The following is a 25,301-nucleotide window of genomic DNA, read 5'->3' on the forward strand; positions in this document are numbered from 1 at the left end:
ACGGGCTCCGGCATATCAAAAATTGACAAGCCAAATCAGGCATGGATGCAACTCTGGAAGCGCCTGTGCAAACGGGCCTGAAAGCCCGCACTGAAGCGAGCAGAGTTGTACCCATGCCGCGTGCAGCGAAATCTCAATTCAATTTATAAAAAAGTACCCACTTTTCGGAAAAACCTTATTTAACGATATAGCCCGATAGTCGGAAAAATACAGACAATTTACAACTTTTTACATCTGGAATTAGGCAGTAGAGCGCTTCATCCATACACTACTAAGTGAGGTGACTCTTATGATTGAACCGGTTTCTACCAATGTCACGCCCCCCGCCGTTGATGAAGCGGCTGCGTTGTATTACGCCGAGAGAATACTCGAACTTTCAAACCTCGGGTTCTATCAGCTCGCGCAACAACGCTTTCAAACCTACGAAAGCTGCCTGCGTTCCATGCTCAGCGCAGAAGTTTTGAATAGCCTCCAAGAGCGCACCGCCAAACCTGACGACTGGTCAGCGCAAAAAGAGCAAAACCTGATGGCGCGCATGAAAGACGCCGTCGAGTTTAATGAACACAAAGCGGTCCATGACTGCGCCCACGAAATATTGCTTCATCATAACCACCGGGCCGACCGATGCCCGACCCATCATATTTGTGATGAAGTGATTGAAACTCTCGCTGAAAACAACGCCCACTTTATCGAGCCAGGCGAGATCGACATCAACACCAGCATCAACGCCGAGGTGGAATTCGTCGTCGAACAGCGGCGCACCGGCGGCGACGGGCGCAACCCGCAAGGCAACCCCGGTTTTTATTGGACGGACGCGCTCAACCGCAAATTTCGCGGCTTCATCAAACAAGTCGAGAACATCAACGTAGGCGATAATTTAAAGTTAAAAGTGACTAACGTCCCCGGCTTGACCATCAATAGCCGCGAGCAATCCGAGCAGATTTTATATCTGGAACCGAGAGTGTCGCCCGGTGATATTATTGAAGTGAAACTCTCCAGCCTGTCGCACACCCGCAACAGTTTCACGTTTCGGCATCATTCGTACGACGGGTTTTTGTGGTTTAAACGGCGCGGGGTTAACAAAGAAATTTTTAACGAACGCACCCTGCGTCCCAACGAAAGGCTGTACGTCAAAATTCTTTATACCACCAACGAAGAGCGGCGTTCATCAAAGGGAAACATTACGCGACTGGGCGTAATTAAGGCGATTCCGTTCAAGCGGGTCGAGGAGCAACCGTCCCCGGCGGAACGTCTACGTATTGGCGCTGCCAGCGCTCCAAACTAAGTAGTATCCATAACTGGTTATTCAACTCGCGCCGTCCGGCGGCGTGGTCATCCAACAAGCCGCGAACCGAAGCGGGGTCGAACAGGCCCCGCTTTTTTATGGTCTGCTCTGAGCAGGCGTCTTCAATCACGTCGCGCAATTCATGTTTGAACCACTCGCCCACCGGCACATCGAAACCGTGTTTTCTTCGATGTAAAATCGAATGAGGCAAGCGGTCTGCGAAGGCTTCTTTGAGAATCCACTTGGTGGTCTTCTCATGCAACTTCACGTTACCGGGCAGCGAACAGGCGTATTCCACAAACTTGTGGTCTAAAAACGGCACCCGCACTTCCAGCGAATGCAGCATCGACATACGGTCAACTTTGGTCAGCATGTCGTCCGGCAGATTATGGCGCAAATCCACCCACAGCATCTTATTAAGCGTGTCCGGCTGCTTGATTGCGTCGAACAACCTCCGGCGAAAATCACGCGGGGCGTCAAAATCCAATGACGCGCGAACGTCAGGATGCAAAACGCTGCCGCGCAATTGGTCTTCAAAATGGACCGCCCACCCCAGATGGCGCTCAAACGGGTCGGGGTCCAACCCGCGAAAAAATTTTTTCACTTGCCGTAACAAGTCCATCGTCGTCCCGGCGCGCGATTCGGGCAACACGCCCAGCGCCGCTTGTGAAATCATCGACAGCACCGGCGCGGGCAGCCATGAAACATAGCGGCGAAAATACTCGCCCTGATATTTACGGTACCCCGCCAGCAGTTCGTCGCCGCCGTCGCCGGACAGTACCACTTTAACTTGCTCCGCCGCCAGTTTCGAGACGAAATACACGGGCAGGCAAGACGAGTCCGCCAGCGGTTCGTCGAGTTGCCAGGTGATGTCATCGAGTGCGCTCAATAAATCATTGGGCTGGAGCCGCAAGACGGTATGGTCTGTCTCAAATTGTTTCGCCACCGCCTCGGCGTGTTCGGTTTCATCAAACAACGCATGGCCTTCAAAACCGATGGAAAACGTCTTAAATCCAGGGCCGAGTTGATCGTGCATCAACGCAACCAGCACGCTTGAATCAACACCGCCTGACAAAAATGCGCCGACGGGGACGTCCGCCATCAAATGCGAACGCACCGTATCGCGCAAGCGGTCGCGCAATTCGGCTTTCATCTCGTCCGGCGTCGATTGCGACATCGAAAACGAGTCTTCCGGCGTCCAGAACATACGGCGTTGCGTCCGCCCGTCTTGCCATACCAGCATCTCGCCGGGGTGCATCTTCTCAACGCCCTTGAGCAGCGTGTAGGGCGGAGATGAGGCAAGATATCCTAAGTAAAAATTCAGCCCGTTGACGTCAATCTCCCGCGTCACGTCCGCATCGCACAAGATCGACTTGATCTCTGAACCAAAGCGCAGCGCGGCGCCGTCTTGCTGCACATAAAGCGGCTTGATGCCCAAGCGGTCGCGGGCGAGGATGAGTTTGCGTTGTTTGCGGTCCCACAGCGCCAGCGCGAACATCCCCTGGATGTGCTCAAGAAACCCCTCGCCCCATTCACGGTAACCGTGCAGCAGACTTTCCGTATCAGCGCCGGTGCGATAGCGATGGCCTTTGGATTCCAGATGGCGGCGCAATTCAGGATGATTATAAATCTCACCGTTATAGGCCACCCAAACCGCCTCGTCTTCGGTGCTCATCGGCATGTGACCGTCGCCCAGGCCGACGATCGACAAGCGCCGCGATCCCAAACCGACCGGGCCGTCAATCAAATGGCCTTCGTCGTCCGGGCCGCGATGGTAAATCACGTCTGTCATCCGCTGCAGCAGCCCCGGATCGGGCGCGCGTTGGGCGTCGTTATAAATCAGACCACAAATTCCACACATAAAAATCTCAAATCCAGGTTTCTGTTTCCCGTATGATGACGGTCTTGCCGCCTGAATCAAGCAGCGGCGAATTGTTTCAATTGTTGAATTCCGTCTTTTCCATTTTCAACTCCGTGGTACACTTTGCATTGCAGCTCAACGATTGGAGAAAACATAAAGTATCAATGGGCATTCGCCGCGCAAAAATTACCGATGTTCGCCGCATCAAGCAATTGATCGACGAAAATATGCAAGAGGGCTTCATGCTGCCCCGCCCTCTGAATGAACTCTACGAAAACGTCCGTGAATTTTTTGTCTGGGACGAAGATGGGCTTGTGCAAGGCTGCGCGGGGCTGCATATTTTTTGGGCGGACCTGGCGGAGATCAAATCACTGGCGGTTGATCGCACGGGGCGCGGCAAAGGCTGGGGCAAAGCCCTGGTGAGCGCATGTGTGAACGAAGCCCGTGAGTTGCAAATCGCGCGGGTGTTCGCGCTGACCCAAATCGCCGACTTTTTCACTGGAATGGGGTTTGAACAAGTAGAAAAAAATCAGTTTCCCCATAAAGTGTGGGCAGAGTGTATGCGCTGTCCGAAATTTCAAGACTGCGATGAAGTTGCGGTCGGCATCACAGTTTGCGACCCCCTGGACAGCGAACCGTCGTTCGCCCATTATGGTCCTAAGTCGTTGCCGATCGCGTTTCCGAATCCGAAAGGGTAAATCATGATTTTGGCGCAAGTTGCAGGCACGGTGGTTTCCACCCAAAAAGACCCAAAATTACAAGGGTTGAAACTACTGTTAATTCAGACCTTAACAACCGAAATGAAACCGACGGGCAATTTTATCGTCGCAGCGGACGCCGTCGGCGCCGGACAGGGCGAGATCGTTTTATGCGCCGCCGGGTCATCCGCCCGATTGACCGACAACACCAAAGGCCTCCCGGTTGACTTGGCCACCATTGCGATTGTCGATTCGCTCGAAGTCGGCGGCGATTACATTTATCAAAAAAGCCAACCCGAAATGGCGACGGCGTAATTATGTTTCTTGGCAAAGTGATCGGCTCAACATGGGCGACCCAAAAAGACCCCGGTATGGAGGGGATGAGTTTGGTTGTCATCCAACCATTGGACCAAAACCGCGAGCCTATCGGCAAGGCGCTCATTGCCGTTGACCCCAATAACCAGGTGGGCAAAGGCGAAACCATTTTTTATGTCGAAAGCGGCGACGCCGCCCAAGTCCGCGAAGGACACATCATGCCGTCTGACGCAACCATCGTCGGCATCGTCGATTCGCTCTCAACGGATGTGAAACCATGAGAATTGCGCGTGTAGTGGGAAATGTCGTTGCGACCTTGAAGCACGAGGCCTATGAAGGCCGCACCTTGTTGATGGTCGAGCCAGTCGACCCCTACGGTAAACCCGCTGGCCCTGCGCAAGTCGCAGTCGATTACGTCGGCGCGGGTGTCGATGAATACGTCATCCTCGGCGGCGCGCCCGGTCAGGCGAAAGACGTGTTTGATATTGAAATAGCGCCCATCCGCGAAATGGTGATGGGCATCATCGACGAAGTTGAGTTTGAAAACAAAGTCACCCTTCGCGCGTCCGACTCAGACAACCCACGCGAATAACCAAATCACTCAAATCAATGACTATTTTGTATTGCGGAGAATGACGTAATCCTGGCTGCCGTCCGGGCTTTCAAGATGGTCAAGCAGATCAAAATATTGCCCCCATATCTTTTCAATATAGGGCTTTAAGATGAAAGCGTCTCCATAGTTCTGCAAATTCCATTTGGAATAATACTCTTGGTTCTGCGCATTCTGAAACACCAATTGTTGATAGGGAAAAAACGCGAACCCTCTTTCGCTCAGCCCAGCCTTTTGCTTCCAGTCAATCACAGGAGTTGCTCCCTCATACGTTTCCGCCATCGACTTTCCTTGCACAGTCAGCACAAGAATCGCGCCGGATTTGCTGATCCGATGCAACTCCTTCAGCCAATGCACTTGTAGTTCTTCCGAAAAATGGCTGAAAACTGAATAGGCATAGACCGCATCAAATGACGATTTCTCATAGGGAGCAGGCGGCGATTCCTGCAGCGTTTGGAACGTAGCGAAATCAATATGTTTACCACACCACTCAATCGCATCAGGGTCAACATCCGCTCCAAAAATACGACATTCATTAGCAAATAACGCAAAAAATCGCAGCAAGCGCGAACAGCCGCATCCAAAATCAAGCACAGCCGCACGATGGTTAAACTGAAAACCCTGATCGCAAAAACACTGGATCATGCGGCGCGCATCGACAATTCCGCTGGTGTGATAATTTTTGTCCGGGACGAACTCACCCACCACCCGGTCAACCAAAAAACGTTCAGGAACAGGATACAACGCCTGCTTCACTTCCTGATAATATTCCGCCCCCGACCACATCAGCCAAAACCAATACTCGACGCTCGCAGGATCGGGATACGACTCTTGCAAGTCAGGACGATCCGTCCAGATTTTTTGACCGAGTTCTAACATCCGCTGAATGCGAGAAAAACGGCTTTGATTTTCAGAGGAAGAGGTTTTCATTTATGGCGTCTTAGACGTATCCCAATCCATACCATACCAATGGAATCGGGAAAATTTTCTTTAATACCACACAGAGTTGACCGTTTGCTTCGGTTTTTTCGGCAATAATATCGCCTTCGACTTGTCCAAAGAATAATTGGGCCAACTCGCCGCCGTTGTCAAACGAAGCGCTCTCGTTTTCAAACTGAAATGTTACTCGTTGCGCTTCGGCTTTTAGATTGACCTTATCCCACAGCGTTTCACCAATTCGCTCTTGAATATAAGCCTCTGCTCTCTGCAACAATCTCTCAGCCTGAATCACCAGAATGGTTCCGTCAAAAGGAACCTCACACCGCACCCAATTGCGCCACCCAAATGGAAGCGTAGACAAATCGGGAGTAATAAAGATCAACCGGTCACCATTTAAATGATAAAAACAGTGGTTCGTTAATTCAATTAATGCTTCACTTGCTCCAACCCAATCCAACAAATGTATATCGGAGCCATCTTTATGGATTACGCCAAACCCAATGATTTGGTTTTCGTCTTTGACAATCCACCATTCTGAAGATTTGTCCATCACCCATTTGCATTGAAAAAGGGCCTGGATATCTTCAAGCGGCAACAAATAACGTATTGATAACTCTTGCCTTAACCTAACAATATCCTCTAATTGCGTATGAGAAACCTGAGATGTCTCAAACGGCGAATTAATCGAGGTGAAATTTTCTTTTTCAATGTATATTTCTGAAAATCGCCCGCATTCGACTGCGTGCATCCGCTTATAGATACCCTCATCGCCAGAGATCAGCATAATATCGGCGCCAGCGGCCACGCTACGCTCGACGGCGTCAGCCATCAGCATAGACGCGTAGCCTTTTCCTCTCGCCTCTGGCAGGGTCGCTACTGCTCCAATTCCTGCCACCGCAGTTTGGATTCCGCCCAAACTTACAGGACGAATGGAAGTCGCAACGTGCGAAACGATTTGTCCATCGTCTTTGATAACGCGCACCATATCCCGGTTATTCAAGCCCAAATGCCTGGGATAATCCTGCGCCATATCGCCGCCCTCAGAACGAAATACCTGATTAAGAATGGCGATCAGTTGAGGTAAATCAGATTCAGAAATTGAAATTGGGCCTTCGTGCATAGTGGTTATCATTCTTTTTTTTGTAATTGTTATGAATAGAAAAAGGGGCAAGATCAGAAGACCTTGCCCCTTTTGAACTCAGTTTAAGTCAAGTCTGGTTTACAGACCCGCCAAACGAGAGTCGAAGAATGTTTCGCCGTCAGCCCAAACGCGGACGGAGAAGTCATCAACGAGCAATTCGCAACCACCAGCTGCTTGAGCAACAACAAAGGAGAAGCCAGAATCAGCAATCGCTGTAGAGGCTTCAATTTTTGCCCAGCTGTCAGTAGGAATCTTAGCAGCAGCGCGTGAAGCAGCCAATGAATTGGCAACGCCGCCGTCATCAATCAGAAGCAAGAGGTTACCAGCATCACCACTAACTCTTTTGGCATAGGTTTCAACCGAAACAACGCCAGCTGATACTGAATTCAGGATCATCAGCAAGTTAGAAGGTGAAGCAGTACCGTTTAACAACGCAGAACCCGCTGATGTCGCGGTAGCAAAGTTATTGCCAGCGTTCAACACGCCGCCAACTTCGCCTGCGTTAACTGGAGTCGTCCAGCCAGCGAGACCATCCGCCATGCTGCCGTCAGGCATGCCAGCGAGGGTCGCATTCGGGTTGACTGCCAAAGAAGTCAACGCCGGGGAATTCAAGACTTGGTAGCTTTTGACGCTAACGGTACCAGCTGTGGCGCCAGGAGTAACCTGGAGACCGCACTGAACTTGGTCAGCAATCGAGCTCATTGTAAGAATGAGTGTGTGAGTTTCACCAGCAGCCAAACCAGCGTTTTTCGGGTTGGTGAAGTAGAGGTCGAGGAAATCAGTTCCATCGAAGCCAATCAACGCCAAAGCGATGTCGGTGGTGGTTGTGGTGTAGGTCATTACTAATGTAACGGCATCGCCAGGTGAAGAAACTGCTGGCCCAACGATAAAGTTGGCGTCTCCGCCTGCTGCGAAAGCGATTGACGCGATGCTGCCGCCGTTCCAACCCGAGGTCACGTCAAGTGATTGGGCGGGAGCTGCATACAATTGAACTACGTCTGTGCTTGCGCCAGACTGTGCGCCGAGTGAAACAACTGCCGGACCGTCAAAGGAAGCATCAGAGGTGATTGTGTAAGCACCGCTGGCGTCCAATGAAACAGAAAGCCCGCCGACGGAATCGCCGACATCACCGATCGTGCGCGTACGCAGACCCGTTACGCCTTCAGTCAAGCCCATTTCACCAATTGTGGCGATCAAAGTCGCTCCACCAGAAGGTGAGCCGCCAGCCGCGCTAGCGCCGCCGTCCGCCGGTAATGTACCGATGGAACCGCTGGCTGCTTGACCCGGGACGATCCCTTGCAGCAAGAAGTTCGAAGGACTCATGCCTGCGAACAAGTTACCTGCGTTGGGACGAGCTTCAATCATGAAGTCGCTATAATAGATGTTCGTGGTCGCGACTTCAGCGCCTGCCGTAAATGTTGCAGAGCCTTCACCTGCTGTGTCTTGGGAAGGAATGCTTACGACGCCATCCGTCACGGACGCGGAACCCTCTACGCTGATGTCAACAGCGGCGTTTTCGTCGCTGCTGAAAAAGTCGCCTAAATCAAAGGCGCCTGTTCCCAGCGTTGTGCCATCAGGACCGAGTGGAAGAACGATATCCGGCGTGTCATTCGCCTCGATCGTTTCCGCCAATGCTGCTCCTGAAAAGACACATAGAGCCAGTGCCCCGCCTAATGCGAGAATCGGCAATCTCTTCATTGTGGTACTCTCCTTTCAAAAACCTTTTTTAAATTACTTGGTTTGGTGTTTCCCACCAATAAAATCTTCAAAATAATAAAATGGTCGCCGATTCCTCCTATGGGTTTCTTAGTTACATAACCTTTAATCGAATTTACAAGAACTGTCTAACTATATGATACCGAAGCACAGGTGTCAAGACAATATCTAAAAAAACTTAAAGGTTTTAGTTTAACGATGAGTCTCCCGATAAAACAACAATATAACAATACATCTCAAGTGGCTACAAGTTACCAAAAACATAATTCAATTACAAGAGGGATTTTCGGAAATAATGCTTTTTTCGCAAAAAATTTAGGGCATTTGCCTATTTTACTGCTTCAATAGAACAATTCATTGCTCATACCAGCACCAAAAACCCGTTTTCGATATTTATTCTCATGCGTGACAAAGGTTTATCTTCCGGTAGCATTCAAGTATTTCTTGGCCCGCCGAGCGCAAGCCGCCCGATGACGGCGATCACGCTATCATACATAATCGGCTTAATTCTAACAACTTACTTTGATATTCCCTATATTCTGCTCACAATTGCGGCTTTAACACTTCCTATATTGACCGCAATTGCCGTCCTCACAGGCCGCTTACAAGCGAAAACAAAAAGCGTTTGGCGGCTTTTGTTAGCCTTGGCGATGCTTTCAGGGGCTTTGCGCATGCAAACCCAGATCGAATCATGGGCGCTGCTGCAAGGACGGGTACAAAGCATAGCCCAAAGCGGCGAAATGTTGATAACCGGAACGGTCCAGGAATCGAACCGCTATGAACCCAACTCGCAAACGCTGGTTCTCAAACAAGTTTTCGTGGAAAAATGGGGGCGCTCTCAGCCATTTCCATGCGATCTGATTGTGAGGACAGGCCATTTGCCGCAAGACGCACACATTGGAGATCACGTCCAATTTACTGGACGCATCGCGCCGATCCGGGGGCTGAGGGTGCAAACAGGCTTTGATTTTCAACAATACCGCTATGCGCAAAACGTCTTCGCGGAATCCTACGTCTCTTCAGACGACGTCACAATCAATACCCAAAATGAATTCACCTTACGCACCGCCGCATTCCGGGCGCAAGACCAAATCAACACCCACTTATTGGCAGACGAAAGTTCAAACGAACAACGCGCGTTAATCAGCGGGTTGCTGTCTTCGATTGCATTGGGCATTCGTTCCGGCGTACCTGCTTCGCTCAACGATTCTCTCCACGCTTCGGGATTAGCGCACATCACTTCGATCAGCGGACTGCATGTCTCGCTGGTGCTGTTTGGTTTCGCCTTCGCGCTTAAACTGCTGGGGCTGCGTCGACGTTGGGCGGGCGGGCTGACGGTTGTGGTTGCGATTTTGTATTTATGCCTGGTGGGATTCCGCGTCCCGACTGTACGGGCTGCGCTGATGGCGTTTGTTCTCATCGGTAGTTACTTTACTGAACGCCGCGTCGATGCGCTCAATTCGCTGGGGCTGGCGGCGCTGCTCATCTTGCTCTACAACCCGTCAGAACTTTGGCTGCCGTCCTTTCAATTGTCATTCACCGCCGTGCTGGCGCTGGTTCTTTTCAATCCCATGCAGCAATGGCTCTTTCACGCTTTCCCCTTTGGATTCAAACATCTCGCCGAAGGGATGTTCGCATCGGTGGTGGTGATCTCCGCCCTGGCGCCGTTTTCGCTGCATACATTTCACGATATTACTCCCGCCGCCGTGTTGGGCAATTTGATCGCGATTCCGTTGCTGGGAATATTGCTGCCGCTCACCTATATATGGTTGGCAGTCAGCTGGCTGCCCTTTGGGCTTCTAACCAGCAGCATCGGCTGGGCGTTGGTGCAGGTCTGCCGCGCACTGTTGTGGACCATCCAAACCACGGCTGCTGACGGCGCGTTTCAATTCACGCTTGCGTTCCCCGGCGTTGCCTGTTTGGCGGTTGGATTATTGGCGCTGCTGCTTCTCGCCCGCCCGCTGGTTGATTGGGGGCGAATCGGGCCGTGCAGGGTGCTCAATCTCCATATCGCGTTGGTGCTCGCGTTGGCTTCGCTGCTTCTGTATGGACAACGACTGGCGCCGGGCAATCTGCGCGTTGACTTTGTCGCGCTAGGCCAGGGTGACTGCACCCTCATTCGTACGCCCAACGACAAGACCATCTTGATCGACGGCGGGCCGAAACCGTTTCACCAAACCTCCCGAACGATAACGCAATTGGAGGAGTTTCTGCTTGCGCAAGGCGTTAGCGCTATTGACCTCCTCATATTGACGCATCCACAGAACGACCACATCGGCGTTTTGCCTCAGGTCGCGCAGCGCTTCCCGGTTGGGCGTATGCTGGAAGGCGTTGCTGACAACAACTCAATGACATACCAAAATTTGGTCCGCGCCTTGGATGAACGCGGCGTCGAGCGCCATCCGATTCGGCAAGGCGACTCGTTCCAGATCGACGGCGTTGAGTTTTGGGCGCTGAACCCGGCGTTGGAGTCGCATGAGAAAGACATCAATGAGCAGTCGGTTGTCCTTTGGATGCGCTGGAAAAAATTTGACGCTCTCTTCACTGGAGACATTGGCAGCAAAACCGAACAGCGCCTCATCACGGATTATGACAATTGGGACGCGGACATATTAAAGGTCGCGCACCACGGTAGCCGCTATTCAACCAGCGATGGGTTTCTTAGAGAGACCCTGCCGGAATTTGCGATCATCCAAACAGGCCGTAATAATTATGGGCACCCGCATATTGATACGCGCCAGCGGCTCTATGACATCAATGCGCATATCCTGAGAACGGATTACGACGGCAGCATCCAACTGCAAACCGACGGCGAAGGCTATCGCCTCTACGCCTCCCGCAGCAACCGGCTGTATGTGTTTAAGGAAGAATAAAGCAAGCAGAGACGTACCAAACCTGCCTATCTATAAATCCACCTGATAACTAATGAAGAGTTCGTTACCGATGACGTCGCGGTGATGGAGTTCGCGTCCGCCGGGGTACATCTCGCGCAAGCGGTCGAGATGGGTGCGGTTGGTGCGGATCAAAATAAAACACACCGGGCCGCGCCGCTGGATGGGCTTCTCAAAAAACGCCTCGACCGACTCCACCGTCTCGCCGGGCGTATGCTGCGCCAGAAAGCGAATGTTGCCGTACTGCATTCGATAATGCGGCAAGCCGAAAAAATAGACAAAAGCGTGCGGGCCAATCTCGTCAATAAATCGCGCAACGCGGGTTGAATCTTCGTGCATCTGCGGCTTGCCCATCACTACATGAAAGTAGCGGTTCACGCTCATCCCTAAACACAACGCGAGAACCAACGCCGTCACCACCGCGCGCGGTTTCGGCCCCCAACGCCAGGTTTCCGAAACATGCAACAGCATGGCGTGCAACGGCGGCGCCGCGATGAACGCCAGAAAGGGCATGATCCCCACCATGCGCTGATACGCGGGCGCGGCGATGGTCAGTGCGCCGCCAACGAGCACTGTCGCTAATGTCCAAAATAGAATTAACAATGGAGCGCTTTTCCAGAAACGCAGTAGCAGATACAACGCGCCCGCCGCAAACAACACCGCAACCAGCGGATCTAACATGCCGCCGGAATGAAAATTCGTATAGAACGGGCTGAGGTCAGGCTGCGTAAACGGCGCCATCGCCATGCGGCGAAACGAACTTGCCGTCCCGTTGTCATAACGTCCTAATTGCGCGTGTTCTGACAAGAGCGAGACTTGTTGCAAACGAAAAAAAATAGCGCCGGGATCATGCAAATAATTGCCGACATTGGGCGCGAACCCGACCCAAAACGCAATGACAAACGTCGCGAAGCCCATCGCCCAACGCCGCCAGGCGCTCCGCTGGGTGATCGCCATCAGGGCAAATGATCCGACCAACAAAAAAGGGAGCAGTTTGCAGGGTTGATATGAAAGCCACCCCAGCGCGGCGACGACGCCCGCCCAAGCGAAGCCCGACAGCGAACGCTCCTGTACGCCGCGCAAGAAGCAATAAAACGTCGCGAGATAAAATAACGCCGCCTGGTTATAACCGATGCCCAAGCGCATATATTGAATCACGCTGCTGCACGATAAAAATAAAAACATCGCCAAGATCGCGGGCGTGGGGCGGAACAGCCTACGCGCAACCAGATAACACAACCCCACGTTCACCACGCCGATCAGCCCCGCTGTGGTTCGAGCGCCGAACAACGAATCGCCGAACAACCACATGCCCCAGCCGGGAATCAAAAAAAACAATTGGGGAATTTTAAACCATGCGGGAGTAAACGGGTTCCAGTCGCCGTGATTGCGAATCGCGATCGCCTGCAACGCGACCTCGCCCTCGTCGCCGTGCACTTCGGTGGGATACGCCGTCGGTAAAATTAAATACAGCGCTGCGGCAAGCAGCAATAGCCCAATGGCGGCGGTGTTCGCCCAGGCTTGGGTACGGGCGCCGCCTTCGTTTTCCTCTTCGCTGTCTTCGTCTAAATCGCTGACACTGCCAGTGGTGAACAACAAGTTCAATTGCAGTTCTGATGACGACGATGAATCCGCATCCCGCCACGAATAAAACGTGCGCAACAAAACGTACACGCCAATCGCCCAGGCGATGACGGGCAGGCCCCAATGAATGCGTTTATATAAGTAGGCGTATTGCAACGCCGCAACCACGCAAGGCCATGCGATCAAAAACGCCAGCGTCATCCGGCTAAAAGGAAAGCGTTCCGAATGGCCGTCTTGCTTCCAATTGACCGACGGCAAAAACGCATGACGGTTGTTGCGAAAGGTAAAGAGCGCGAACAGCGCCGTCCCAAGCCAAAACGACGCATGGGGCCAATAGGGCGGGCCTTTGGCGGCGCGCGCGAGTTCACTGGAGGCGATGACCAAAACAATCACATAACTCAGCGCCGCCGCCCAACCCGCCGCCTCGCCTTTTTTCGGATTGAAGATCGAAAACAACCAGCATCCAAACGCGGCGAACAGCCATAACAATGGGTGTTGAATCCAGTTCATTCCATTTTCCCCATCAGCATTATTGATCCATCAAGAACGCTTGTTCAAAAAATCCACTAGCAAATACTATAAACGCCCGGCAAACTTTTGTCCGCCGGGCGTTTCATTTTTTTATTGATGCGACCGAATTACGACGCGGCGCCTGCCTGGGCGGTTTCTTCGCCCTCAGCGTCCATCGTTTCTTCGTCGTCCGAAATGGGGTTCAGCAATTCATCATTGTATTCGATGGTCGCTTCGGCGCTGACTTGTTCCAACCACGCCGACGCAGCCGCCATTTGCTGACGTTGTTCGATGAACTGCGCAAACGGTGAAGGCGCGACTTCTTCTTTGGTTTCTTTGCCCAGCAATTGAAGAATATACGCGCCCGACATTGGGCCTTGAACGCGCTCGCCCTCGACCATCTTAAACTGATAGTTCGTGACGGTTTGAGACACCTGGCCCGGTTCCATCTGCAACAGCGTCTTGATAATCACAGGGGAACGACCAATGCCGGGAACCTGCCCGCCGCCCGTCATAGTATAAGGCCCGCGATGCGCCGCCTTGCGTCCAGCCGCGGCATCGTCATCTTCCGCAACGAAGTCCGCGAAATCAACCGCTTGCGTAGCGGTAACCGGCTCCGAAGAGGCAATCGCTGACTGAACGGCCTTCAGCGTTTTGTTCGCTTCTTCAAGCGCAATCGCCTCGGCTTTTTTCAGACGGAAATCAGCCTCGACGCTATCTTTGGCTTCGGCCAATTCAGGCAGGTAATCCTCTTTGATTTCCATCAATTCAAAAATGTAATAGCCATTCAAAACTTCTTCACGGCTTTGCGGATTGGGACGGCTTGTGCTTTCGACGGGAATATAGGTGCTTTCTCCGACGGCGCCAAGATCAAATATCGCCTGGCTCAAGCGAGGATCGCTCGCCGTAATACCAATCGGATCATTCAGCGAAATCAATTCCGTCTCGCTTGCAGTCACGCCTTTTTCTTGTGCAACAGACGCCAGGTTTGAAGCGGCGTCGAATAAATTATTGGCGAATTCGCTCGCGCTGATGCGCGCCAACTGCGCCGATTGGTCACGGGTGTAATCGGCTTCAACTTGACGACGGACTTCATCTAACTCCGGCAGCCGCGCGGGTTCGCGGGCAAGCAGGCGAATGATGTGGGTCCCCGTTGAAGTCGTAAACGGCCCGTTGACTTCACCGTCTTGGGAACCAAACGCCGCGCCGACCAATGCGAAGGGACGCGCCCCAAAGCCGGGAATAAAGTTATCGGAACGCCCAAACGGCTGTGACGTTTCTAACGTCAGCCCGCGGTCCGCCGCAATGGTTTCTAAAGCGGAGGAGGCGGTGCGGATTTTATCAATGTCTTCTTCAGCCGCAGTTTGAGCGATGCCGCCGGCTTTCTCTTCTTTAACGTCTTGCACAACTTGTTCCCGCGCTTCGTCGAGCGTCATGTCGCGGCTTTCTTCCCGCTCGAGAGTCTCAACAAGATAAAGGTTTTGCGTACGCGCATTGCCCGCGAGAACCACGGGGGCGTTTTCGTCATTACGAAACGCCGCTGACGTCAGATAAAACCCGTCGGTTGTTGGAATGCCGGGAATGGCCCCGCCGCGTTCCACCCAATCGCTGGTCTGAATTTCATATTCATTTTGCACTGTATCTAACGAGACGAGCGAACCGGCTTTTTCTTGCATGGCCTCGACGGCGCGTTGTTTTTGAAGCGTTGAGCGAATCTCGCCGCTCACGCTTTCGAGCGAATCGGTACCCTCTTCTTTGCGGTCTTCGACCTTGAGAAGGTGGTAGCCAAATTGCGTCTTGACAGGGTCCGAAAGATCACCAATCGGCAACGAGAACGCCGCTTCGTCAAACGCAGGAACCATGACGCCTCGGCCAAAGTAGCCCAAGTCGCCTTTATTTTGCTTGGCCGTCGGATCTTCGGAATATTTCTCCGCCGCTTCGGCGAACGTCAAATCGCCGTTCGTAATTTCTTGTGTGATTTCCGCGATACGCTGCTGGACGGATTCGTCGGTTTTATCTTCATCCACGCGCAACAGCAAATGGCTGGCTTTGGCTTCTTCGCCGTGTTGATAGCGCACGATGTTTTGTTCGTAAAACGCGGCGACGTCTTCATCCGACACGTCTTGCGAGGCGGCATAGGTTTCAAGCGGTTCCTGAATATAACGGAACTTCACCCGCGCCTGCGTCACATATTTGCCTTTGTTTGATTCAAAAAAGGCTTGGACTTCTTCATCGCTTGCGGTGGTTTGGTCTGCGAAATTTTCGGGCTTGTAGGTCAAATACTGCACCCGGACTTTTTCGGCCACTTCATAATTCTGGCGGTTATTATTGAAGTAGCGCTCCAATTGAGCGTCGAAGAAGGTCGCGTCTTGAATATAGTCCGATGCGGGGAAATACACATACGAAGCGCGGCGCTGTTCGGGCACGCGATAGTCTTCGATGTTTTCCTGGAAGAACGCCGCCAATTCAGCGTCGTCGACTACCACTTCATCGGTATATTTCGTCGGTTCGAACGCGAGATAGTCGATGTCCATCGAAATCTTTTCGCGCTCTTCGGATTGGCCCAGTTCGCTTGCGGCCTGAAAACCTGAACTCGACGCCAAGTAGCGAATCTTGCCCAAGGTCATAAAGTCGCGTTGTTGCTCTTCATAATTAACCGGGTTGATTCCGTTATATTGCAAAATCGTACGATAAGCGGCGACATTGAAATTGCCGTTTTCATCTTGAAACGCGGGCGTACTTTGAATGTTTTGCACCACTTCCTGGTTGGTGGTGTCAACGCCCCATTTTTTAGCGATTTGTCGCAGCAACGTCGCAACGATGGTTTCACGCAAGGCTTGCTCGCGCACCATATCCGTGTCGATCTCAGCGTCGGGATTCTGTTGTTCAACGCGGCGACGGATATCATCCTGATGAAATTCCCACTCCCGCGTGGACACATCTTCGCCGTTGACTTTCGCCACCCATTGCACCTGTTGCGGCGCGGCGCATTGGCCGTACCCGTACAACAAGACGAAAGATGGAATGACCAGCCACAACGTGGCCGCCATAATATTTTTCTTATGCGCATTCAGAAACTCTAACATTCAGACAAAACCTCCAAATCAATCAGGACGTCAATGCGCCTTTGCTGATTTAACATTTGCGCTGCGTCTCGTAATTTGATACGCAACATCCCGCGTGAAAGTATGCAGCGGGAACTCAAGCCCCGCCTCCCCCGCTTGAAAATCACCGATTGTTTCCCGTGCAGCGGACCACGGATCAAACCGGACGACTCGATACTCGCCTGACGTATACCCAGGCAACTTGACCGTCGTAGGCTGCAAGGTTTCAGCGTTTGGATATTGGTCGAACACAACATAACGGTGCGCCCGGTCCTGAATCCATACCAATGCGCGTTCGGCGGCGCCGCGCGCAAATCCAACGGGTCTCTGCACAAATTGGCTAATCGACAACGAGCGCAATTCGACCCAGTCGGCCCCTACATTACGAATTTTGATGCTGTTTTCTCCCTCAGCAAGGGAGACAACGATTCGGCCTTGATCGCCGGACATTGTAGTATCTTCACTGCTTGCAGCGAATACCTCGGAGCGAACAAGCGCATCATTCACATAAATCCTCAAGGCGGCGCCGGCCCGCGCAACCCGCTCTAACTGGACCGTAAACTCGCGCGGGGCGTCTAAAGTCACTTGAAATACAGGGTTTGGAGCCATATTGCGATGGGAGTTGCCATGAATAAAGGTCGTCGCCTGATTTAATCCGTCAACAGTCCCATCTGGAAGAATTTCAAAGGTTTCGTGGTCAGTCTCCCCCCATCCCTGCTCTGGGATGAAGGTAAAGTCATCGGCATTGTCTTTTTGCGGCGCGATCAAAACCGTCGTCGGCAGCAATTGTTCGCGCTCCCAATCGACATCTTCTATATAGTCGGCGAGAAACCGAAAGTGATGATATAAATCCGCCGGGCGGATCCAATTGTCCCACCACCATGTCATCGCCGTCCCGCAGTCATAACTATGCACCGACGACCATAACTGGTTGTGCAGGCTCACCCCTTCTTTGTCAGACCGGGTCGGCCCGCGCCAGTCGTACGCCATTTCTGAGAAGAAATGCGGCTTGTGCATTTCATCTTCAAAATAGCGCTTCGCGACCGATTGCTGGCGTTCGATCAGATTATTTGTGTAGGAATGAGTTTGGGCGTAATCAATGCCGTCGATTCGATGCAAAGGCGACACGTCGCCCGATCCGCTGGTGGAACGCAGGTGATCGTATGGATCAATCGAGGCGAGGTACGCCGCCATTTCTTCATGCCAGTCGCGAACAACGGCCATGTCAAAATTGGAGGTGAGATCAACTTCGTTCCAAAATTCCCACGCCATTAAATTGGTGAAGGCGCCATACCGCCCGACGAGATAACGCAACTTGTCGCGGTAATCTTTTTTTGCGCGCTCGTCGGTAAAGAATTCGGAGGGACCGTTTAGATAGCCGCCGTTGGCTTTGTTGTAGGGGTTTTCATCCCAAATGGGGTTGGTCGAATTTGAATATTGCCCGTGATGGTTGACGACCAGGGTGACGGTAATTCCCCGCTCTTTGGCGTTTTGCAGGATGCCGTCCCACAGCGCGGCGTTATCGAGATCGTATGCGTCCAGGCCGTGGTAGCGTCCGCCCTGCGGAGACCACACCAGTTCGGTATAGCCCCACGAAACCATCCAGATGCGAATCCAGTTGATCTTGGCGGCGTGGCACTCGTCGAGATATCCCGTCCAATCAGAAAGCGAACGCGATACCCAACCCATGTTTTCCCCCAGCGGAAAATACGAGTCGCCGTTGTCGTAGACAAAGTAGCGTCCGCTCTCGCCAACACGGATAAAGCCTTGTTCGTCGCTTGGCTCAATGGTGAATTCACCCGACGCAAGTTCACGCGCGGCGCCGTCTTGCACAGCGTTGATTTTATATTGATAGGTTCCCGGTTCAGACGCCGCGTAGCGCAGCCCCCATTGGTTATCTTTGGTATAAAAGCAAGGAACAAGAAAGGTCTCGCCGAATTCTGCCGTTATGGTCGCATCAACTTTGACAATGTCTGAATCAAAGGGGTTCTCATACTCGGCGTTATCTTCAGCGAAGGCTTCAAAAATTTCATATTGCCCAAGCGAATAAGAGAGCGGCGCGAAAATTAAACAGGCGAGAGGCAACAAAACGCCATAACGAAGCCGTGCAAAACAATGATGTATCGACATGAGTCCTTCTCCACTAAAACAACATCGAATCGCTTATTCTTTTGAGTCGTTGCGCGGGCCGTGCTTATCTTTCCAGGCTTTGGCTTTTTCAAGAAACTCGCGCAAGCCCGCCTCGTCGCCCGATTCGATCAATTTCTTTAAGGAAATAAGTTCATCAGACAGCGCCGTTAAAGCGTCGCAAATTGCGCTCTGATTGTCCAGGCAGATGTCGAACCAAATGTCAGGGCTTCCCGCCGCCAGCCGGGTGGTGTCGTGAAAACCCGTCCCAACCACGGGCAAGATGGCGTCGCCCTGGGCCTCTGCGACGCGGCACAACGCCTTCGCCGTGAGATGGGGCAAATGGCTGGAATGGGCCGTCAATCGGTCATGGTCGGCGGGCGACATTTCAGTCACGCGCATACCCAGTTCCTGCCAAAATTCGAGCGTGAGTTTCACCGCTTCGGCGTCACTGGTTTCATTGGGCGTCACGATGCAAACGCGCCCGTCGAGAAGTTCCGCCCGCGCCGCCGCAACGCCGGTCTCATGCGACCCCGCCATGGGATGCGAGCCAACAAATCGTACCCGATTTCCAGCAACAGCCTCACATTGCGCAACCAGCTCGTCTTTGGTGCTGCCCACGTCAGTCACCACCGCGTTGGGCGTGAGAGAAGCAAGCGTTTGTTTGAAATTTTCTGGAATCAATCGCACCGGCGTACACAATATCAGCGCATCCAATTTTGGTTCGATTGCGTCCGGCTGCGTGGAAATTTCATCGACCGCGCCGCATTGGACCGCTTCATTCAAGCGTTCGACTGAACGCCCGATGCCGACCACTTGCGCTTGCGGCCAGCGCCGTTTGATCGCAAGACCCACCGAACCGCCGAGCAAGCCGACGCCGTAAATTCCAATTCGTTGAAAAAAGGGGAGATCGCGGGCCACAGGAAACTCTACAAAATTTCGTCTCTGTTCGGACGAAGCGCGCGGGGATACGACCCCAAAATCTTCACGAACAGGCTAAAGGATTCAATATCGCGGATTGCGCCCGCGACGTTTTCATCTTGATGATGGCCTTCGCATTCCAGAAAGAACATATATTGCCAGGCTTCCTGTTTGCTGGGGCGAGAAACGATATTGGTCAAATTGACTTTGTTCTTTTTGAACGGCTCCAGCATCTTATACAATGCGCCCACCTGGTCGCGCACATAGACCGCCATCGAGGTCTTGTCTTCTTTGCTGGGCTGCAAGGCTTTCTTGCCTAAGATATAGAAGCGGGTGGTGTTTCCGGTGATGTCTTCCACGCCGCGCACCTGAATCGGCACTTCAAAAATGTCCGACGCCAGTTCGCTGGCGACCGCCGCCGCCTTGCGGTCTTCTAAACAGAGTTGCACCGCGCGCGACGTGCTGGAACTATCAATCAGTTGCACGTTAGGCAGGTTCGACTCCAGCCATTTGCGGCATTGGGCAAGCCCCTGCGGGTGCGAATAGACTTTATCAATCTCGCTCAGTTCCGAAAAACTGATTAGGCAATGGGAAATCGGCAAGTAACGCTCGCCGATGACTTTTACGGTTGAATGGGCAACGCGGTCAAGCGTCTGCGCGACGCTGCCTTCGATGGAGTTCTCGATCGCAACGAGGCCGTAGTCCGCGCGATTGCGCTCCATCGCCTCAAATACCTGGCCGATGGTCACGGTTGGGATGTAATTCGCCGAACGCCCGAAATGGATTTGCGCCGCAGCGTGGTGGTAGCTGCCTTCGGGGCCGAGATACGCAATCGAAATCATCGTTTCCAGTGAACGGCAGGCGCTGATGACTTCGCGGAACACGCTGGCGACGGCTTCGTCAGTCAGCGGCCCGTCATTCAGTTCGCGCAATTTGTCGAGAATCGCTTTTTCACGCGACGGGATATAAAACTCGGCCTCACGTTCGCTTTTAAGTTTGCCGATGGCCTGCGCCTGCCTGGCGCGGTCGTTGAGCAAACTCAATATTTCGCTGTCGATCTCGTCGATGCGGTTGCGAATTCCGTTCAATTGTTGTTCTAATGCAGAACGGTCTTTTTCCGGGGCGTTCAAAGCCTTCACCTCTCCCAAAAAGGTAGAAAAAATCCTATGTCGGACTATTTAGATTGTAAAGAAATAAGGATAGCGCAATCCCGCCTGACAGCGTAGGCGAAACTGCATGGGAATACATAGAAGCCGTCTCAAAAACAATGGTGACAAAAAGGGAATCCGGCTTATCAAAAATTGACAAACCAATTCTGGCATGGGTGCGACTCTGGGAGCGCCTGTGAACAGGGCAATAAAGCCCGCACTGAAGCGAGCAGAGATGTACCCATGCCTCTCACGGCGAATGATCAAGTATTTATGAGGTGGCTTCGAGTCTCGGGGAGTGTTTCAGTGCAAGATGTAAGACATATTGGGCGAATCTTCGCCGATCCAGCCATCGCCGCCCAGAATCATATTGACCAGAAACTGCACGTCATCTTCATCGACTTCTTGCGAGTCGAAAAAGAACGAGCGTTCAACCACTTCTTCGCGTTGTTGGGGGGTCAATTTGCCTTCGACCACGAGCCGCGTTAAATAGCCGCGCGCCTGCGGGGTCAACTTCATTTGTTCCAAATATTGATAAACTAAATTAGTTTTGAATGGAAACGGAACCGAAGCGCCGTCTTCAATACGTGAGCGGATCCGGTTCGCGACCTCAAACGCAACGTCGATTTCGTTGTCGTTGAAACCCCGTCCCTCGAGTTGTTCGGTCAATTCGCGCCGAACCAACCCCCAATCCTCATCTTCATGTTCCAGCGATTTTGCCAGAATAAAACTCACCATTTCAATTAAGCGGGTCAACATGAACGATGATCGCTCCCTTCGGTTCGCCCTACGTCTCTTCCGTTGCGGTTCCACGAATTACCACAACTATAACATAGATTGAGCCGGTCTCAATAATAAATTTCGTTAAATGTCTCACATAAGTATAAGTGTTTCATCGAAAACTGACTAGCGCAGCTCTTCGGGGTTCTTCCACTGTATAAAAAAGGTTCATCCGGTAAGTGAGTACTTACATTGATGGATGGCCATAATATTGATTCAGAAACAGGCTCCGGCATTTCATAAATTGACAAACCAATCAGGCATGAGTGGAACTCTGGGAGCGCCTGTGCATAAGGGCTTGAAAGCCCGCACTGAAGCGAGCAGAGTTGTACCCATGCCTCATACAGCGAAAGATCAAGAAATTACGAAAAAGCGTCAAAAAAACACAATTCAATTTGTGATAAAGTATCCAAATACCGGAAGAATCTAAAAAACTCTTGGTTTCGACGGGTTGACGCATTCGCATCCCTAAGTAATATCTTTTTGGTACAAAACGGGCCATTAGCTCAATTGGTAGAGCGTCCGACTCTTAATCGGCAGGTTATAGGTTCAATTCCTATATGGCCCAGTTTTTAACCTCCCTATCATATTAATCAGAGAGCCTATTTCTCTCAAATATAAATTCCCAGACTATTCGTTTTGTTTGATATTTTTCATATTTCGAATTCTATCTCTTCAGAAGTACCTGAAAGTTCGCCAGTACGATTCACTCTACTGAAGTTCTAGCAATTGCAAGTTTTTCTTTGCTTTATCCTCTTCTCTCTTTCGAGATTCATACTTCTCCAACGTCACAACATCGCATTCCAGCATTTGAGCGCCCGGCATATCCATGCGGGGTTTTTGCTGCAATGCCATTTTGCCCTCACGGATGATTTCGAGCGCACGCTGATAATTAGCAGGGCTCAAACCTATGAGACATGGACTGTGTTCAGGACGGGTAAAGTTACATTGTGAGCCTTCGAGTTCAGTGCTTATGTCTCCGACCATAACCCCGGTCAATTCTCGAAGTTCATCGATTTGGTCATTGGTTAGCGGGGACCGGCCAAAAACATTATCGGGATACACGCTGGCGTATGAACCGTAATATGGCGCGTTGAGATCAATCCAAGTGATGATCCGGGCCATGCTTTCCTGGTCAATCTCTAAATTCTGATGTCCGCTTTGGATCACATCCACCAGACGGCTGCGGTGAGACCCCCACGCATACGGAGGCAAGACTTCGGCGGGGCCGTCATCAACCGCTTTGACCAATAACTTTTTATCTGACGGCTGGTCACGATACCAACGCAATGCTGATTTGTTCCGAAGTTCCAGGTACGAAGTGTTAAATGCCAATCCCAAATCACCGGATAGGTTTAACGCCTCACCCGCTTTTTTATCGTAGTCGTGACATTTGACGCAATAGCGGTCAAACACCGGTTGCACTTCAGTGAGATAATTAAAATCCCGTGGTTCGCCATACCAATGTTCAATGTTGCTGGGCTTTCGTTGTAACGCTTGAAGGTCTCCAGAGAATTTAGGAGCCGCCTGCCTGTCATCATGGCAGCCGATACACCCCTGCAATTCACCAGGCCGGACAATCGTCCCGCTTCGCATCGTTTGAACCATCATGCCGTTTTGATCAAGCAATTGGAAATAGATAAAGGTGTCTGCAGGAACTTCAAGATAGGCGGAGCCATCGTTTTCAACAGGAACGTCGCCCAAGATGCGCTTGTTATTGGTGCAGTTAAAATTCATCGCGGGAGCCTGCGTCGCGTCCAGGTTCCAGTTTGTCTGCGTCCAGAACCGCTTGACGGGCGCTTCAATGACGCGCAGGGTTTTGACTACGCCACGCTCTACTTGCTCCATTCCGCCGCCGGTATAGACATCGGCGACATAGAGAAGCCCGGTATCCTTTGAATAATCCACACGAGATGGAATATAGGTCGGCCGGTCAGACGGCTTGAGAGGCATGGGGTCAAAACAGCCTTGCTGTTCTTCATAAAGACAAATTTCATTACCAAATCGGTCTAAAAGAAAAATGCCCGTCCGTTCGCCCTCAATGGTTCGTGAACACAAGAAATAGGTATCTGACAGCGGGAATGGATCTTCATACTTTTGTTCTAACCGGGTGAAGTTGTCTATTTGTCCGCCGTGTGGGTGATTGCGTTGTTTTCCTTTTCCATAGCCCGTGTTGTTCGTGATTAATGAACTCAAATCATCAGGCCAGCTGTGTACAACCGGCTCGTTGCCATCCATTCCAACTTCGCGGTCAATGATTCCAATCGCGCCCCACGGTCTGTCGTGACACGACCCTAAAGTGGCAATTAGCATTGAAGTATCTGGTATGCTGCGGGCATCCATAATGCCGCCGGGAGACCAGGCGTTATTGCCGTAATACACTACATGGTTCGTTCCATCAGGGTATGTCGTCCACAACCCAAAGGCGGGGCCGAAATGCTTATCAACATATTCCCACCGATCATAGAGGATGCGTCCATCAGGCAACAGACTGGGATGCCCTTCAAACAATGTGTTTCGCCCAATCTGGTGAATATTGTCTCCTTGAGGCCCCATGCGAAAGAGGTTGCCCATGATATGCCGATTGCATTGGCAAAATTTTGGTTCGCGAGTCGAGACAAAAACGATGTCATCATTCGGTAAATAGATTGGATCAATATCTGACAGCCCGCCGCCATCCGTTAACTGTTTGATCTGTTGGCTTTCCATATCCATTTCATAGATGTGGTAATCATCTTCAATCGACTTTCGCATGGAGAATAAAACACGTTGACCGTCGAAATGCACTTCCAGGTCGCGCACGATCCCATCATTCAACTCAAGCCATGTTGTGATCCGCCCCGTTCTGAAATCAATTGATTTTAACGCCGATCCACCCCGAAAACTGCTGGTGTTGATTTCGCCGGTTTGAAACATGGTGGCGGTACTGTGGTGGTCATTCAGATATTGGTCGCGCACGACAAAAAGAACCGGTTGGCGATTGACGAGAGGGTTTTCGGTCAAAGCTGTTTTTTGAAACGCATTGATATCATCGCGCAACCCCGTTAAATCCTGAGACGTTGTTTGCTGAATTTGATCTTTGAACCCAGCGGCTTGCTTTAGATACTGTTGCCCGTTTGGATATTCATCTTCATACGTATCGGTCAAATGAATTATTGCTTTTTGTGTAGAGTTTAATTTATCATTCAATTCTTGGTGGACTTTGTTGATTTGTTGTTCATTGGAAGCAATTTCACTGGTTTGAGCGGAAACAACGATGAGAGGAAAAAGGAAAAGAAGCATTGCTTTATTCATGATGTTTATCCTAACAGGAGACGGATCCAAAATATTATCGTTCTATTATACACAGAAAACTTCACCTCTTATATCTTCTTGATTCACCCCGCCCCCTATTCTGGCAACCACAAAATGGTTCATTCGGTAAGTGAGCACTTACCTTGATGGATGGGCATAATATTGATTCAGAAACAGGCTCCGGCATTTCATAAATTGACAAACCAATCAGGCATGGGTGAAACTCTGGGAGCGCCTGTGCATAAGGGCCTGAAAGCCCGCACTGAAGCCAATGTCATTGACTTCAGACTTTTAGCCCCCTTTTTTAAGGGGGGACGGCGCTGAAAGCGCCAGGGGGGATTCGGGCGCAACACGTTGCGCCCCTACAGGGCTGATAT

Annotated in this window: 17 protein-coding genes and 1 tRNA gene; 7 read left to right on the forward strand and 11 right to left on the reverse strand. The window is 51.6% G+C overall.

Annotated features, from left to right (window positions below; translation table 11 throughout):
* The first annotated feature begins 289 nt into the window (after positions 1 to 289).
* The gene (locus tag P9L94_16370) at positions 290 to 1,285 is read left to right on the forward strand and encodes a hypothetical protein (GenBank protein MDP8245661.1); all 996 of its coding nucleotides are present in this window, start codon (positions 290 to 292) and stop codon (positions 1,283 to 1,285) included.
* On the opposite strand, the gene asnB is transcribed toward P9L94_16370, so the two are convergent.
* Positions 1,215 to 3,146, reverse strand: coding sequence for an asparagine synthase (glutamine-hydrolyzing) (asnB, locus tag P9L94_16375; GenBank protein ID MDP8245662.1), 1,932 nt, complete (start codon positions 3,144 to 3,146; stop codon positions 1,215 to 1,217). The two genes, P9L94_16370 and asnB, sit on opposite strands and share 71 nt — an antisense overlap.
* 32 nt (positions 3,147 to 3,178) lie before the next feature.
* Here asnB and P9L94_16380 point away from each other — a divergent pair, with 32 nt between their 5' ends.
* From P9L94_16380 to P9L94_16395, 4 genes are read left to right on the forward strand one after another with little or no spacing between them, the layout of a single operon-like run.
* Positions 3,179 to 3,844 carry an N-acetyltransferase gene (locus tag P9L94_16380; protein ID MDP8245663.1) on the forward strand — a complete coding sequence of 222 codons (666 nt, stop codon included), beginning with the start codon at positions 3,179 to 3,181 and terminating at the stop codon, positions 3,842 to 3,844.
* Between the two features lie 3 nt (positions 3,845 to 3,847).
* Positions 3,848 to 4,159, forward strand: coding sequence for a EutN/CcmL family microcompartment protein (locus P9L94_16385; protein ID MDP8245664.1), 312 nt, complete (start codon positions 3,848 to 3,850; stop codon positions 4,157 to 4,159).
* Between the two features lie 2 nt (positions 4,160 to 4,161).
* Positions 4,162 to 4,440 (forward strand): EutN/CcmL family microcompartment protein, encoded by a 279-nt coding sequence (locus P9L94_16390; protein ID MDP8245665.1) that lies wholly within the window; start codon positions 4,162 to 4,164, stop codon positions 4,438 to 4,440.
* Complete coding sequence (locus P9L94_16395; GenBank protein MDP8245666.1) at positions 4,437 to 4,751, forward strand: EutN/CcmL family microcompartment protein; 315 nt, start codon at positions 4,437 to 4,439, stop codon at positions 4,749 to 4,751. The genes P9L94_16390 and P9L94_16395 overlap by 4 nt, the downstream gene beginning before the upstream one ends.
* A gap of 21 nt (positions 4,752 to 4,772) precedes the next feature.
* Here P9L94_16395 and P9L94_16400 read toward each other — a convergent pair whose 3' ends face one another.
* The 3 genes from P9L94_16400 to P9L94_16410 all read right to left on the reverse strand — a co-directional run bounded on the left by P9L94_16400 (position 4,773) and on the right by P9L94_16410 (position 8,547).
* Positions 4,773 to 5,699 (reverse strand): class I SAM-dependent methyltransferase, encoded by a 927-nt coding sequence (locus tag P9L94_16400; GenBank protein ID MDP8245667.1) that lies wholly within the window; start codon positions 5,697 to 5,699, stop codon positions 4,773 to 4,775.
* Between the two features lie 10 nt (positions 5,700 to 5,709).
* The gene (locus P9L94_16405; GenBank protein ID MDP8245668.1) at positions 5,710 to 6,828 is read right to left on the reverse strand and encodes a GNAT family N-acetyltransferase; all 1,119 of its coding nucleotides are present in this window, start codon (positions 6,826 to 6,828) and stop codon (positions 5,710 to 5,712) included.
* Positions 6,829 to 6,927: 99 nt separating this feature from the next.
* Positions 6,928 to 8,547 carry a hypothetical protein gene (locus P9L94_16410; protein MDP8245669.1) on the reverse strand — a complete coding sequence of 540 codons (1,620 nt, stop codon included), beginning with the start codon at positions 8,545 to 8,547 and terminating at the stop codon, positions 6,928 to 6,930.
* A gap of 419 nt (positions 8,548 to 8,966) precedes the next feature.
* Between P9L94_16410 and P9L94_16415 the strand changes: the two genes are divergently transcribed.
* Positions 8,967 to 11,438: a DNA internalization-related competence protein ComEC/Rec2 gene (locus P9L94_16415; GenBank protein MDP8245670.1), complete on the forward strand. Its 2,472-nt coding sequence runs from the start codon at positions 8,967 to 8,969 to the stop codon at positions 11,436 to 11,438.
* A gap of 30 nt (positions 11,439 to 11,468) precedes the next feature.
* Here the strand turns inward: P9L94_16415 and P9L94_16420 are convergent, their stop codons facing one another.
* The 6 genes from P9L94_16420 to P9L94_16445 all read right to left on the reverse strand — a co-directional run bounded on the left by P9L94_16420 (position 11,469) and on the right by P9L94_16445 (position 21,609).
* Positions 11,469 to 13,550, reverse strand: a complete 2,082-nt coding sequence (locus P9L94_16420; protein ID MDP8245671.1) for a glycosyltransferase family 39 protein — start codon at positions 13,548 to 13,550, stop codon at positions 11,469 to 11,471.
* Between the two features lie 128 nt (positions 13,551 to 13,678).
* A complete protein-coding gene (locus tag P9L94_16425) occupies positions 13,679 to 16,636 on the reverse strand; it encodes a peptidyl-prolyl cis-trans isomerase (protein ID MDP8245672.1) in 2,958 nt (985 codons plus the stop codon).
* A 30-nt stretch (positions 16,637 to 16,666) separates the two neighbouring features.
* Positions 16,667 to 18,784, reverse strand: coding sequence for a DUF5060 domain-containing protein (locus P9L94_16430; GenBank protein MDP8245673.1), 2,118 nt, complete (start codon positions 18,782 to 18,784; stop codon positions 16,667 to 16,669).
* A 33-nt stretch (positions 18,785 to 18,817) separates the two neighbouring features.
* A complete protein-coding gene (locus P9L94_16435) occupies positions 18,818 to 19,702 on the reverse strand; it encodes a prephenate dehydrogenase/arogenate dehydrogenase family protein (GenBank protein MDP8245674.1) in 885 nt (294 codons plus the stop codon).
* Between the two features lie 8 nt (positions 19,703 to 19,710).
* Positions 19,711 to 20,832 carry a prephenate dehydratase gene (gene pheA, locus P9L94_16440; protein ID MDP8245675.1) on the reverse strand — a complete coding sequence of 374 codons (1,122 nt, stop codon included), beginning with the start codon at positions 20,830 to 20,832 and terminating at the stop codon, positions 19,711 to 19,713.
* A gap of 321 nt (positions 20,833 to 21,153) precedes the next feature.
* Entirely contained in the window at positions 21,154 to 21,609 is a 456-nt protein-coding gene (locus tag P9L94_16445; GenBank protein MDP8245676.1) for a DUF494 family protein, read from the reverse strand.
* Positions 21,610 to 22,125: 516 nt separating this feature from the next.
* On the opposite strand from P9L94_16445, the gene P9L94_16450 reads away from it, so the two are divergent.
* Positions 22,126 to 22,198, forward strand: a tRNA-Lys gene (locus tag P9L94_16450).
* Positions 22,199 to 22,341: 143 nt separating this feature from the next.
* On the opposite strand, the gene P9L94_16455 is transcribed toward P9L94_16450, so the two are convergent.
* A complete protein-coding gene (locus P9L94_16455) occupies positions 22,342 to 24,924 on the reverse strand; it encodes a hypothetical protein (protein ID MDP8245677.1) in 2,583 nt (860 codons plus the stop codon).
* Positions 24,925 to 25,301 lie beyond the last annotated feature (377 nt).

The organism is Candidatus Hinthialibacter antarcticus (assembly GCA_030765645.1).
In the GTDB taxonomy this organism is placed as follows: domain Bacteria; phylum Hinthialibacterota; class Hinthialibacteria; order Hinthialibacterales; family Hinthialibacteraceae; genus Hinthialibacter; species Hinthialibacter antarcticus.